Below are 13,400 nucleotides of genomic sequence, written 5' to 3'. Positions count from 1 at the left end.
CGCAAGCGTTCCCAGCGCTTGAAACAAAACGAAAAGAAGCGATACCGCCGTGAGACCCAGGCGGCGGCAGGAACGCGCACCATGCAGTCATCTTCTGTGTGACTGAAAGGATGTGCGTGATGAAAGCCTGGACCCGTAAAACCCTCTTGGGCATCTTTGCTGCCTCTGTGCTGGCCGGTGGTCTTTCCGCTTGTTCCAGTGCTTCCCACCACCACGGTCCCAAGTCCGCAGAGCGCATGGGCGAGATGCGCGAAAAGATGGTGAGCCGCGTCACTGCCAAGCTTGATCTCGATGGCGCGCAGCAGCTCAAGCTCCAGGCCTTGGCCGACGCCTTGCAGGCGCAGCGCAGTGCTTTCCTGGGCGCGCAGACGGCGGACCCGCGCGCTCAGTTCCAGGCACTGGTGGCCGGCGAGAAGTTCGACAGCGCGGCCGCCCAGACCTTGATCGATGACAAGATGCGCGCTGTGCAGTCGCATTCGCCGGCCGTGGTCGCCGCCATGGCCGCGTTCTACGACAGCCTGCGGCCTGCCCAGCAGCAACAGGTGCGCGATTTCATGCAGCGCCGCCCGGGCTGGTTCCACCGTGGCTGAGCCCCTGGACAAAGCTGTGCGAGGCTGCGCGGCGACGCGCGAGCTGGCGCGTAGCGCCCGGGCCCATGGCGCACTGTTGTTGGCCGGCGCAGCCTCGCCGCACGAGGAATGGATGTCGCTCGTCTGGGGGCCGCGTTTCGATCGGGAGCATGCCCTGGGTCTGCTGGCGAGCCGACCCGGCGGCGGCGCGGCGGCGCTGCCCGCAGTGATGGCGGCGGCCGACCGCTTCGATAGTCTGGCGTTGGAGGCCAAGCGCCGTGTGCGCCGCCTGATCCTGCGCCATGAACAGCGGACCCTGATGCGCACAGTGTGAGAATCGGCACATGCAACGCATTCTGCTCATCGATGACGACGACCAACTGGGGCCGCCGCTGGCCACCTACTTCCTGCGCTTTGAACTCCAGCTGTCGCAGGCGCTGCGGCCCAGCGAAGGGCTGGCGCTGCTGCGGGCCGGCGGCTTCGATGCCGCCATCCTGGACGTGATGCTGCCCGAGATGGACGGTTTCGAGCTGTGCCGCACGATACGCCGCGAGAGCGATCTGCCCGTCATCATGCTCACGGCGCGCGGCGACGTGATGGACCGCGTGGTCGGGCTGGAACTGGGCGCCGACGACTACCTGCCCAAACCTTTCGAGCCGCGGGAGCTGGTCGCGCGGCTGCAGACGGTGCTGCGCCGCCGCCGTCCGGCAGCGGGCGCGTCGGCGGACGATGCGGCATTGCTGTGCTTCGAGGGGCTGCAGATCGATTCGGTGCGGCGCAGCGTGCTGCGCCAGGGCAAGGCGCTGGAGCTCACCGGCACCGAGTTCGAGCTGCTGCTGTTGCTGGCGCGCGAGCCCGGCCGGGTGTATAGCCGCGACGACATCCTCAACCACCTGCGCGGCCGCGAGGCCGATCTGTACACGCGCGCGGTGGACATCGTGGTCAGCCGCCTGCGCAAGAAGCTCGAGCCGCTGGACTGCATCAAGACGCTGCGCAACGCGGGCTACTCGCTGGCGTTGCGGCGGAGCGCCGCTTGAGCCGCGCCCGCCGCCCGCCCGCCGCCGCGCGCTGGCATCGGCGTGCACGCCAGGCGCTGCGGCAGTCCATCCACCTGCGCCTGGTGCTGCTGTTTCTGGTGCTGGCGCTGGCGATGACGGTCACCTTCATCGGCGGCATGCAGAGCGCCTTCTCGGTGGGCTGGCGCGATGCCGCCCGGCCCTTGCTCGCGGACTACGTGGACCGGCTGGTGACCGAGATCGGCAGTCCGCCTAGCGTGGAGCGCGCGCAGGCCATTGTGCAGCGCCTGCCCATCATGATGCGTATCGAGGGACCGCAGGTCCAGTGGATGTCGCATCCCGATGACCGTCCGGTGGCGCGCTGGCGCGGCGGGCGCGGCCCATGGGACGCCGACAGCCGCGAGCTGCTGCGCAAGCAGACGGCCGATGGGCATACGATTGAATTCGCCTTGAACCATGCGGTGTTCGACGGCGCGCACCGCTACGGCGCCATCTGGTTCACGCTGGGCGGCGTGCTCTTTCTGACGGCGCTGGCGTACTGGTATGTGCGCCGCCTGCTGCGCCCGCTGGACGATATCCGCCAGGGTGCGCTGCGGTTCGGTGCGGGCAATTTCGAGGCATCCATTCCCGTGCGCCATGCGCTGCGTCCCGACGAATTGGGTCAGCTGGCGGCGACGATCAACACCATGGGCCAGGACATCCACCAGATGCTGGAGGCCAAGCGGGCGCTGCTGCTGGCCATCAGCCACGAGCTGCGCAGCCCGCTGACCCGGGCGCGCCTGCATACCGAGCTGCTGCCGGCGACGCACGAGGTGCAGCCCCAGCGCGACGCCTTGCTGCGTGACCTGGGAGAGATGGCGCGTCTGATCACCGATCTGCTGGAAAGCGAACGCCTGACGGGGCGCCACAGCGCGCTGCACAAGGAGCCTACCGACATCGCTGCCCTGGCCCGTGCCGTGGTGGACGAGATGAATGCATGCCATTCGGGCAGCGCCGGCATCGACCTGCAAGCCGATGCGGCCATGTCCCCGGTGCTGATCGACGCGACCCGCCTGCGGCTGCTGCTGCGTAACCTGCTGGACAACGCCTTGCGCCATGGCGGGCGCGACCTGCCCGCACCTCAGCTGCACCTGCGGCAGACGCCCGCGAGGCTGGAGATCGAGGTGCGTGACTTTGGCAGCGGCGTGCCCGAGGACCAGATCGACAGCCTGGCCCAGCCTTTCTACCGCGCGGATGCCGCGCGCCAGCGCAGCACCGGCGGCGTGGGCCTGGGACTGTACCTGTGCCGCTTGGTGGCGCAGGCGCATGGCGGCACCCTGGTTCTGGGCAATGCCCGGCCCGGCCTGCGCGTGACCGTCACCCTGCCGCCGGGCTGAGCGCGACTGCCCTGGCATGCATGCGATGCGCAGCGCAACGCCGGCGGTGTCACCCCACGGCATGGCGCTGCAATTCAGCACGGGCGCGTGCGCTGGCATGCGTTCAAGGACATGCTCAAGCCCGGGAAGCAGACGGGCCGGCGAGCGCGCAGCAGTTCCATGCCGCTGCGGTCACGGCACGCGCACTCAGTTGATGAACCAGCGCATGGGCACCAGCACCAGCGACGGGAACAGCACCAGCAGAAACATCACGATGAGCTGGGCAGCCATGAAAGGCAGCACACCGCGCGTCACCTGGTCCATGCGCATCTTGCCCACGCCCGCCACCACGTTGAGCACGGTGCCCACGGGCGGCGTGATCAGCCCGATGGCGTTGTTCATGATGAACAGCACGCCGAAATACACCGGGTCGATGCCGGCGGCCTTGACCACGGGCATCAGCACCGGAGTCATGATCAGGATGGTGGGAGTCATGTCCATGGCCGTGCCCACGGCGATCACCAGCAACATGATGGCGATCATCAACAGGGTCGGGCTGCCCAACAGCGGCTCCAGAAGGGAAATCAACTGCTTGGGAATGTCGGCAACCGTGATCAGCCAGGCGCTGACCATGGCCGCGGCGACCAGGAACATGATCACGGCGGTGGTCTTGGCGGCGCTGACAAAGACTTCACGCAGTTGCTGCCAGCGCAGTTCCTTGTAGATCAGGGTGGCCACCAGCAAGGCGTAGACCGCAGCCACGACCGCGGCTTCGGTGGGCGTGAACACGCCCATTTTCAGCCCCACCAGAACGATGACCGGCAAGAAGAGCGCCCAGGTCGACTCCTTGAAAGCTTGCCAGCGTTCGGCGGATGTCGCCTTGGGCGGCGGGGCAATGTTCTCGCGTTGCGACACAAAGTGCCAGGCCACGGCAATCGACAGGCCCATCATCAGGCCCGGGACGATGCCCGCCAGAAACAATTTGCTGATCGACACGTTGCCGGCCACGCCGAACACCACGAAGCCGATCGAGGGCGGGATCACCGGGGCAATGATGCCGGCTGACGCGATCAGCCCGCCCGCGCGGGCCTTGTCGTGCCCGGCCTTCACCATCATGGGAAGCAGCAAGGCGGCGAGCGCTGCGGTGTCGGCCACCGCCGAGCCCGACAACGCGGCCAGCAAACAGGCCGCCAGGATGGCGACGAAGCCCAGGCCGCCGCGCTTGTGGCCCACCAAGGTAAGGGCGAGTTTGACGATGCGGCTGGAGAGGCCACCGACGTTCATGATTTCGCCGGCCAGCATGAAAAACGGCACCGCCAGCAGCGGGAACGAGTCGGCGCCATTGATCACGTTCTGCGCCAGAATCTGGGCATCGAACAGATCCAGGTGCCACATCAGGGCCACGCCCGAAACGAGCAGGGCGTAAGCAATGGGTACCCCAATCGCCATGACGGCGAGCAGCGATCCCAGGAAGATGAAAACGGTCATGGTGTGTGGTTTCCGTGGACGGGGGTCACTTGGAGCTCTCGTTGCGATCGAGATGCAGTTCTTTGAGCTGCGCCAACTCTTCCGACTCCTTGATGTTGACCAGATCCTCATCACGGACCTGGCCCGACAGCACGAGCCAGAGCTGGCGCATGAGAATCACGCCGGACGACGCCGCGAAGAACACACCCGAGGCGTAGAAGATGCCCACGGAGGCGCCCGAGACCGGGGCTTCCACGTCCAGGTTGATCTGGGTCTGGGTCCACGCGCCGCTGAACAACAACCATGTGCAGTACAGCATCAGCAGGTAGCTCACGACCAGGCAGCTGCGCTGTATCCAGGGCGGCAACTTGGCGAGCACGAAGTCAGTGCCGAGGTGGGCTTGCTCCTTGACCGCCACCACGGCTCCCATGAAGGTGAGCCAGACAAAAAGCCAGCGCGACATTTCTTCGCTGATGGCGATCCCCGAGTTGAAGACATAGCGCAGCAGGACATTGCCAAAAACGAGCAGCACCATCGCCGCCAGGGCAAGGGCGGTGAGCGTTTCTATGACCCGGCAATAGCGGTCGATAAGGTGGTTGAACATGTTTGTCTCCGTCAGGGTCTGCACCGCCGATGGGTGGAATCAGAGTGTTGTTTCATTCAGCAGACCGCGCGCAGCCAGGTTGGCCATGAACGCGCGCAGGCCGAAATTCCAGGGCGGGGCGACTTCGCTGTGGTTCACGCGGTTGTGCAGACCGCCCAGCCAGGCGCTGCGGATGGTGACCATATCGCCCAGCTTGTGCGTGAAGCCCCCACCGGGCTGGTCCCGGTCCTCGATGGGCGCGAACAGCGTGCCCAGGAACAGCATGAATCCGTCGGGGTACTGATGGGCCGTCAGCGTCTGGGCCACCAGATCGGTCGGATCGCGGCTGATGCTGGCCATGGTGTTGATGCCGCGCAGCTCGAAACCATCGGCACCCGTCACATGCAGGTGCACCGTCTCGCCGCGCACCGAGTCCAGACCGAAGCTCTCGTCGAACAGCCGAATGAATGGCCCGATGGCGCACGAGGCGTTGTTGTCCTTGGCCTTGCCCAGCAGCAATGCGCTGCGGCCTTCGATGTCGCGCAGGTTGACATCGTTGCCCAACGTGGCGCCAACGATTTCACCCCGGCTGTTGACCGCCAGCACCACTTCGGGCTCCGGGTTGTTCCAGGCGGAATCTGCACGGATGCCCACTTCTTCTCCGGTGCCCACGGACGACAGCACCGGTGCCTTGGTGAAGACTTCGGCATCCGGGCCTATGCCCACTTCCAGGTACTGCGACCACAGGCCCATCTCCTGCAGCAAGGTTTTCAACGCCATCGCTTGCGGCGAGCCTGGCTGGATATCTGCCAGGCGCTCGCCGATCAGCTCGGTCACCTGCTGGCGCAGCCCCTGGGCACGGGCCGCGTCGCCACGCGCCTGCTCCTCGATCACGCGCTCCACCAGGCTGGCGGCAAACGTCACGCCCGCGGCTTTCACCACCTGCAGGTCGCACGGCGCCAGCAACCACGGCAAGGCGCTATCACGCCTGCCGAGCATGCTGTTGGTCAGCAGTTCATCGACTGCGCACAGGCGCTGACCCGCGGTCTGACGCACTGCGTTCACGGGATGCTCGGCCTCGAGCAAGGTGCTCATCGTCGGGAAGTGCGCGCTCAGATCGAAAACGCCGTCGGGCCGCAGCGCGACCACCGCGGGGCCGGGCAGGGTGCCGCCGCGCCATACCCGGCCCACCAGGGTGCCGGTCAGGCCGTCATCGGGCAGTATCTGGGCGGGTGGAGGACAGGTGTTCTGGGCGGAAGATGCAGTGGTGTTCATGAAAAATCCTTGGGTCTAGCGGTGGTTGCGGCCATGCGGCAGCTGCGCCTGGCGCAGGCGCGGCTGCCTGGCAGGCCAGCTTCAGTGGTTGTGGCGCGGGGTCTGTTCGGAGATGCGCCGGAAGTCCAGCGCGAAATCGAGCGTGGCGCCGTCGGCCAGTTGGCCGGTCTTCTCCCGGTACAGCGCTTCCCAAGGGGAGCGGCTTGGCGTCACCGGTGGCGCGGGCAGCTCGCTGCGGCGGCGGGCGATCTCTGGCGCAGCGACCAGCGCGTCGCAGCGGCCGGTGTTGAGGTCGACGCGAATGATGTCGCCGCTCATCAGCCAGCTCAGTCCGCCTCCCACGGCGCTTTCGGGCGATGCATTGAGGATCGACGGACTGTCTGCGGTGCCGGACTGGCGGCCATCGCCCAGCGTGGGCAAGGTGTTGATGCCACGGCGTATCAACGCATCGGGAGGTTGCATGTTGACCACCTCGGCCGAGCCCGGCCAGCCTATCGGCCCGGCGCCGCGCATCACCAGGATGCAGCCCTCATCGATGTTCAGCGCCGGGTCGTTGATGCGCTGGTGGTAGTCGTCCCCGCCTTCGAACACCACGGCACGGGCCTCGAAGATGCCTTCCTGTCCCGGACGGCTCAGATAGCGCTCGCGGAAGGCTGCCGAGATCACCGAAGTCTTGAGGATGCCGAAATCGAAAAGGTTGCCGCTGAGCACCATGAACCCGGCTTTCTCCATCAAGGGCGCGGCAAAGGGCTTGATGACCTCCCGATCGGAGGATTCGCGACCTTGCAGGTTCTCGGCCATGCTGCGGCCGGTCACGCTGAGACAAGCGCCGTGGAGCTTGCCGGCCTGCAGCAGCTCCCACATCAGCGCGGGCACACCGCCGGCGCGAAAGAAACGCTCGCCCAGGAACTGGCCCGCGGGCTGCATGTTGAGCAACAGCGGCAGATCGTAGGCATGCTCGGTCCAGTCGCGGGCCTCCAGCACCACCCCCGCGTGCCGCGCCATGGCCATGATATGCACCTGCGCATTGCTGGAGCCACCGGCCGCACTCACCACCGCCAGCGCATTCAGGAAGCTTTCGCGCGTCAAGAGGCGCGAGGGGCGCAGATCCTCATAAGCCATATCCACGATGCGCCGGCCCGTCTCGTAGGCCATCTGGCCGCGTTCTCTGTACGGTGCCGGTATCGCCGCACATCCCGGCAGCGACAAGCCCAGCGCCTCGGCCACGGCGTTCATCGTGGAGGCGGTTCCCATGGTGTTGCAATGGCCCGCGGAAGGCGCGCTGCTGCAGGCGCGCTGCAGAAACTCTTCCTCATCGATCTCACCCGCGGCCAACTGGCGGCGGCTGCGCCAGATCACGGTGCCGGACCCCACCAGCTCGCCGTTATGCCAGCCATCCAGCATGGGGCCACCCGATAGGACGATGGCCGGGATGTCCACCGTGGAGGCCGCCATCACTCCCGCAGGCGTGGTCTTGTCGCAGCCGGTCGTCAGCACCACCGCATCGATGGGGTAGCCATACAGCAGCTCCACCAGGCCCAGGTAGGCGAGGTTGCGATCCAACGCCGCGGTGGGCCGGCGGCAATTCTCGAAGATCGGGTGAACCGGGAACTCCATCGGAATGCCGCCGGCATCGCGGATCCCGTCACGCACGCGCTTGGCCAGGTCCAGGTGGATGCGATTGCAGGGCGAGAGATCGCTGCCCGTCTGGGCGATGCCGATGATGGGACGCCCCGAACGCAGCTCTTCGGGGGTCAGCCCGTAGTTCATGAAGCGCTCGAGGTACAGCGCTGTCATGTCTGACCGTTCGGGGTCGGCGAACCATTCGCGGGAGCGGAAGGGGCGGCGTGGGGTCTTGCTCATGGCGTGCGGCGTTTACTTGGAACGGAACTTGGCCAATTCAGCCAGCATTTCGTTGGTGGTTTCCTCGCCAAACTCTTTGCTGTACTTTGCCAGCACAGGTTGCAGCTTGGCGCGCAGCTTGGCCTGCTCGGCAGCTGGCAGTTCGGTGATTTGCATGCCCACCTTCTTCAACTCACCCAGCGCCTTGTCACCAAAAGCACGAATGGTCTTGCGTTCGTAGAGCGTGGCCTCGCGCGCTGCGTCCTGCACGATTTTCTGCTCCTGGGCGGACAAGCCATCCCAACTCTTCTTGGACATCAGCAGGATCCAGGCACTGTACATATGGCGAGACAAGGCCATATGCTTTTGGACCTCGTAGAACTTGCTGGCGAGGATGGTGGCGGAGGGATTCTCCTGGCCATCGACCGCCGCCTGCTCCATCGCAGAGTACAGCTCCGTGAACGGCATGGGCGTGGGGTTGCTGCCCAAGGCGCTGAAGGTATCCAGGAACAAGGGGTTCTGGATGACCCGCAGTTTCAGACCTGCCAGATCTTCCGCCTTGGTGATGGGGCGACGCGAGTTGGTCACATGGCGAAAGCCGTTTTCCCAATAGCCCAGTCCGATCAGGCCTTTTTCGGGCAGCTTGGCGAGCAACTTCTGACCGACCGGGCCATCCAGGATCGCATCGGCCTCCTGCTCGCTGTTGAAGGTCAGCGGCAGGTTGATGACACCAAAGGGTTTATAAAGCGACACCAGCGTGGAGCTGTCGGGGATGGTCATCTCGAGCGTGCCGCCACGCAATGCCGAGGTCATGCTCACGTCATTGCCCAGCGTGCCGCTGGCGAACAATTTGGCGGTCATCTTGCCACCGCTTTTGGCGGCCAGCTGCTGGGCAAAGTATTTGACGGCCTGCGCCTGCGGATGGTCTTCGTTCAGGCCTATGCCCACCTTGAATACATGTTCTTTGATCTGTGCCGAAACCGGCGAGGTGAGGGCAGCCAGGAGGGTGGCCGCCAGGGCAAGGGCTTTGAACTTCATATATGTCTCCAAATGGAATTTGCGGGTCACGATGGCAGGAACCATCGGCGTCGATGCCGCTTTTTTTTCTATCGACGCAGGTGAGAGATTAGGTTCACAGGCACTTCGGGTCCACTCACTTTTTTGTTAGCATCCATTCCAAATGCTTATGAGTTCTGATCCGTATTCGGGTAAACCTTTATCTATCGCCCAAGCTTGGGCACGCTTGCGGTTCAGGCATCTGCAGTTCCTGGACATCCTCGGAAGGACGCGCAACCTGCGCCTGACGGCCGAGCAAATGCACATTACCCAGCCTGCGGCCACCAAGGTATTGATGGATATCGAGGAAATCCTGGAGGCGCGTCTTTTTGATCGCCTGCCGCGCGGAATGCGGCCCAACGAGCTGGGCCTTTTCACATTGCGTTATGCGGCCAGCGCACTGGCCGGGCAACGCAAGTTCGTGGAAGAACTGAACGCCCTCAAGCAAGGCGGACACGGTCACCTTTCCATCGGTGCCATCACCGGCTCCGCCGCACATGTGCTGATCGCTTCCGTGGCGGAAATTCAGCGCTTGCGCCCGTTGCTCGTATTGAAGGTGCTGGAGCAAAGCAGCGACCAGTTGATCGTGTGGCTTGCCGAGCACAAGATCGACCTCATGATCGGACGTTTCACTGACGATGCGCAGCGCACCCAGTTCCAATACGAACGGCTTTCCAGCGAGCCCATGCAAGTGGTGGCCGGGGCCCACCACCCGCTGCGCGGAGCACCCGACCTCGACCTGGCGGAGTTGTCGCACTGGCCTTGGATTCTCTATCCCGCCTCCACCGCAGTGCGCAAGGTGTCCGATGACATCTTCGCGCGCAATGGACTCATGCTGACCTCGGGCATGGTGGAGACACCGTCGTTTCTATTTGCTCTGGAGATGATGCAGATGACTGACATGCTCTCGCTGCAGCCCAAGGCACTGGTGGAGCACTATTTCCATCGCGGACTGCTGACGCCCATCCCTATTGAGCTGCCCGACCGTATGCCGGACTACGGAATGGTGACTCGCCAGGGAGAAAACCCTGGTCCGGCCACGCTGGCATTCATGGACATATTGCGCCGGGTCTCCAACTCGGTGAACGAAACCCCCTGATCGTCAGACGAGCGCGGGTTGAGACCTCGACCGGGCGTTCCATATGCGCTGGCTTGGCCGTATGGCAGTGCTGGCGCAAATAGGTTGATCGGATAATTCTGCAGGTGCCCAGGGTGCAAAGGCTGATCAAGGCCCAGGCCGGCGACGGGCGGAGCCGCCCGGCTGCGGGCCGGCTGTCTGGCGCCTGCAGAGCGTGGGGCTCGGGGAGAGAGTCAATCAACTGTTTCAATCGAAAGTTGGAGGCGATTCATAACTGCCAGTTATTGCATTTGGCGGGTTTCTAAGCGCTGTGCGTGGCTGTTTCTGGCGCTGGCGTATGCCATGATGCGGCATGACACAGAGTTCCGAAGACCTGCAACAGATTGCCGCGCGCACGCTCGCGCACTACGAGCAGAACGCGCAAAGCTTCTGGGAAGGCACACGCGATCACGACGTGAGCCAGAACATCGCGGCGCTGCTCAAGCACCTACCCGGGTCTGGGCCCTTTGACCTGCTGGATTTCGGCTGCGGTCCGGGGCGCGACCTGCGCACTTTCCAGCAGATGGGCCACCGCGCCGTGGGCCTGGAGGGCGCGCCCAGCTCGGCGGCCATGGCGCGCGCGCACAGCGGCTGCGAGGTGCTGGAGCAGAGCTTCCTGGACCTCGATCTGCCGACCGAGCGCTTCGACGGTGTGTTTGCCAATGCCGTGCTGTTCCATGTGCCCAGCCAGGTGCTGCCTCAGGTGCTGCGCCAATTGCACGCCTGCCTGCGACCGGGCGGCGTGCTGTTCAGCTCCAACCCGCGCGGCAACGGCCAGGAAGGCTGGAACGGCGAGCGTTACGGTGTATTTCACGACTGGCCCAGCTGGCACGCCGTGATGACGGCTGCGGGCTTCGCGCAGCTCGAGCACTTCTACCGTCCCGCGGGCCTGCCTATCGAGCAACAGCCCTGGCTGGCGAGCGTGTGGCGCCGGGGTTGAGCCCTGGTCCGGCGCGAATGGGGTGCCCAATGCTGCAGGCAGCGCTGCCTGACATGGTGCGAAGGCCTGTGTGCAGGACACGGCATTGCGCCAGCGCATGCTTTTTCCGTATGACAGTGCACAGCAGTTCCGCCAGTGTCTTGGTCGGCGTGGAAAGCGTTCGATCCCGTCGCTGGATGTAGAACAGCATTGCCGATTCTTCCAGCGGCATGCTCCTCAACCCATGGCGCATGCATGCGTGGTCGGGCCCACACGTTCTTTGCCGCCGTTGCCTTCGATCCGCGCATATTCTTATGACATGTGAGGCGCGCGGCCAGCGGATTGTGGCGTGGTGGGCTGGACCAGGCCAGCCCACCAGTCAAACCCTCAGGCGAACTCGATTCCCGTGGCCGCCAGGCCCACCAGATCGATGCGCGTGGCGTTCAGATCCAGATTGCTGGCCAGCACCGCGAGCTCGCCGCCCGTCACGCCCTGGGACAGCATGGCGACAAACGGCTGCAACTGCGCCGGCGTCGCGGCGCTGCCCACGACATTTGTCCAGATCAGCTGCGTGACTTCGAGCGGGCTCTTGGCGCCCAGCAATTGCAGGCCCAGCTGCGCCAGGCTTTGCGCGCTAACCCCCGCATCCAGCGCGCGAATCACTTCGCCCACCAGCGGCTTGTTGTCCAGGAACGCGGCGCCGGCCACCGCGCCTATCAGTTTGGCGGCCTGGCCCGCATGACCGTCCAGGTCCAGCGCCAGGTGGGTGTCTTCCAGCGTCAGGCGTTCGACATTGCTCAGCTCCAGCATCGCGCCGTCGGTCATGCGCTGCAGGGTGAAGCCTGCGTCTCTGGCCTCGATGTGCATCTGAGCAAAGCTGGCCGGGAAGACCACGGTGTCTATGCCCGCGCCGCCGTCGACCGACCAGGCCAGGCCCGGTGTCGGAGTAAAGGTGTTGTCACCGGCATCGCCCGTGAACGCGGTTGCGCGCTCGGCATCCACGCGGATCGCGCCCGCGCTGTCCATGCCTTCGAGCAGCTGCTGCGCCGTCCTGCCACCGGCCTGCTGCGGAAACACCTGGGCAAACAGGTCGGCGACCTGCACGGCGCCCAGGCCGTCGAGCGTCTGGATCACCGCGCCTTCGGACGGCGTCGGTTCGCGCCCCATCCATTGCCGGAACAGGAAGGCTGCCGCTTCTTCTGCTTCGCTGTGCGCGATCGTGAGGCTGGGTCCGGTATCGAAGCGCAGCTGCTCCACGTCGACCAGCCAGTCGGAGACGCCACTTACGCCATGCGTCAGCTTGATGCCCGCGCCTTCCAGCGTGATCGTGTAGTCGCTGCGCTTGCCTTCCTGGAGGGCGACATCATAGCCCGTGCCGCCGTTGAGGCGGTCGCTGCCCGAGCCGCCCGACAGCAGGTCGTTGCCCGCGCCGCCAAACACGATGTCGTCGCCCGCATCGCCGTAGATCTTGTCGTCTCCGCCCTTGCTGCCCACGGTGTCGTTGCCGCCGCCGCCATGGATGATGTCGTCATCGGCGCCGAGCACAATGTACTGGGCCGCGCCGTCACCGCTGGCCATGTTCTGGCCGGCGCCGCCGGTGATGCGCACGGCGCCGACCACGGCCAGGAAGTCGACGTTGTCGACCTGTATGGTGCTGCCGCTGGGCAGGGCGCGCGCGTCGAGGATCACGGCCTGCATGCCGTCACCGGGCCGGGTGCTGCCGCTGATCACGAACGGCACGCCGGGGTTGAAGCCTGCGCCCACCGTGGCGATGATGGTCTGTATGGTCAGGGGAGTCGAGGGATCCAGCGTGGCCAGGAAGACCTGGCCGTTGTTGGTCAGTTCAGGATCGCCACCGGCCGAGCGCTCTATGCGCAGGCCCAGTTCGGTCTGGGCCGCATTGCCGCTCACGGGGTTGGGCAGGCCCTGGGCCTGCAGAGCCACGCCCACGGGCAGGCTTACCTCCAGGATGGAGTGTCCGTCCCTGCCTTTGACCAGCGGAATGTCGGCCAGACCGGCGTTGGGCGAGTTCGGGCTGTCAGGACGCGTGGGCAAGATCACCGGAATGGTAATGATGGTGGTGCCGCCGTCGCCGGGGGCCGTGGTGACGGGCACGCCATCCACGGGAACAGGCACGGGGTCGGTGGGTGTTGTCGGCGTACCGGGGTTGGGTGCCGGGGTGGTATTTGTCACTGCCGTGG

At 65.3% G+C, this 13,400-nt stretch carries 12 protein-coding genes; 6 read left to right on the top strand and 6 right to left on the bottom strand.

The genetic code is table 11. From position 1 onward, the window contains the following. Positions 1-119 precede the first annotated feature (119 nt). The 4 genes from RR928_RS17475 to RR928_RS17460 all read left to right on the top strand — a co-directional run bounded on the left by RR928_RS17475 (position 120) and on the right by RR928_RS17460 (position 2,961). Positions 120-590, top strand: coding sequence for a Spy/CpxP family protein refolding chaperone (locus tag RR928_RS17475; RefSeq protein ID WP_332538873.1), 471 nt, complete (start codon positions 120-122; stop codon positions 588-590). A gap of 112 nt (positions 591-702) precedes the next feature. Beyond that, the gene (locus RR928_RS17470; protein WP_332683520.1) at positions 703-903 is read left to right on the top strand and encodes a hypothetical protein; all 201 of its coding nucleotides are present in this window, start codon (positions 703-705) and stop codon (positions 901-903) included. Between the two features lie 10 nt (positions 904-913). Then, positions 914-1,606, top strand: a complete 693-nt coding sequence (locus RR928_RS17465) for a response regulator transcription factor (RefSeq protein ID WP_332538869.1) — start codon at positions 914-916, stop codon at positions 1,604-1,606. Next, entirely contained in the window at positions 1,603-2,961 is a 1,359-nt protein-coding gene (locus RR928_RS17460; RefSeq protein WP_332548906.1) for a sensor histidine kinase, read from the top strand. Before RR928_RS17465 ends, RR928_RS17460 begins: the two co-directional genes overlap by 4 nt. A 186-nt stretch (positions 2,962-3,147) precedes the next feature. On the opposite strand, the gene RR928_RS17455 is transcribed toward RR928_RS17460, so the two are convergent. From RR928_RS17455 to RR928_RS17435, 5 genes are all read right to left on the bottom strand, one after another. Next, positions 3,148-4,428: a TRAP transporter large permease subunit gene (locus RR928_RS17455; RefSeq protein WP_332538867.1), complete on the bottom strand. Its 1,281-nt coding sequence runs from the start codon at positions 4,426-4,428 to the stop codon at positions 3,148-3,150. 25 nt (positions 4,429-4,453) lie between these two features. Further along, the gene (locus tag RR928_RS17450; RefSeq protein WP_332538866.1) at positions 4,454-5,011 is read right to left on the bottom strand and encodes a TRAP transporter small permease; all 558 of its coding nucleotides are present in this window, start codon (positions 5,009-5,011) and stop codon (positions 4,454-4,456) included. A gap of 39 nt (positions 5,012-5,050) precedes the next feature. Next, positions 5,051-6,265, bottom strand: coding sequence for a fumarylacetoacetate hydrolase family protein (locus tag RR928_RS17445; RefSeq protein WP_332548909.1), 1,215 nt, complete (start codon positions 6,263-6,265; stop codon positions 5,051-5,053). 81 nt (positions 6,266-6,346) lie between these two features. After that, positions 6,347-8,128, bottom strand: coding sequence for an IlvD/Edd family dehydratase (locus tag RR928_RS17440; protein WP_332683517.1), 1,782 nt, complete (start codon positions 8,126-8,128; stop codon positions 6,347-6,349). Between the two features lie 12 nt (positions 8,129-8,140). Beyond that, positions 8,141-9,145, bottom strand: a complete 1,005-nt coding sequence (locus RR928_RS17435; RefSeq protein ID WP_332538861.1) for a TRAP transporter substrate-binding protein — start codon at positions 9,143-9,145, stop codon at positions 8,141-8,143. 142 nt (positions 9,146-9,287) lie between these two features. Here RR928_RS17435 and RR928_RS17430 point away from each other — a divergent pair, with 142 nt between their 5' ends. Then, positions 9,288-10,262, top strand: coding sequence for a LysR family transcriptional regulator (locus RR928_RS17430; protein ID WP_332683514.1), 975 nt, complete (start codon positions 9,288-9,290; stop codon positions 10,260-10,262). Positions 10,263-10,593: 331 nt separating this feature from the next. After that, on the top strand, positions 10,594-11,220 hold the full coding sequence (locus RR928_RS17425; protein ID WP_332548912.1) for a class I SAM-dependent methyltransferase: 627 nt from the start codon (positions 10,594-10,596) through the stop codon (positions 11,218-11,220). 366 nt (positions 11,221-11,586) lie between these two features. Here the strand turns inward: RR928_RS17425 and RR928_RS17420 are convergent. After that, on the bottom strand, positions 11,587-13,400 hold a 1,814-nt coding region (locus tag RR928_RS17420; RefSeq protein ID WP_332683511.1), incomplete at its 5' end, for a calcium-binding protein.

The organism is Comamonas sp., assembly GCF_036666375.1.
In the GTDB taxonomy this organism is placed as follows: Bacteria; Pseudomonadota; Gammaproteobacteria; order Burkholderiales; family Burkholderiaceae_C; genus Comamonas.
The sequence above is the reverse complement of the archived record's forward strand: the minus strand, read 5'-3'. Positions and strand labels throughout refer to the sequence as shown.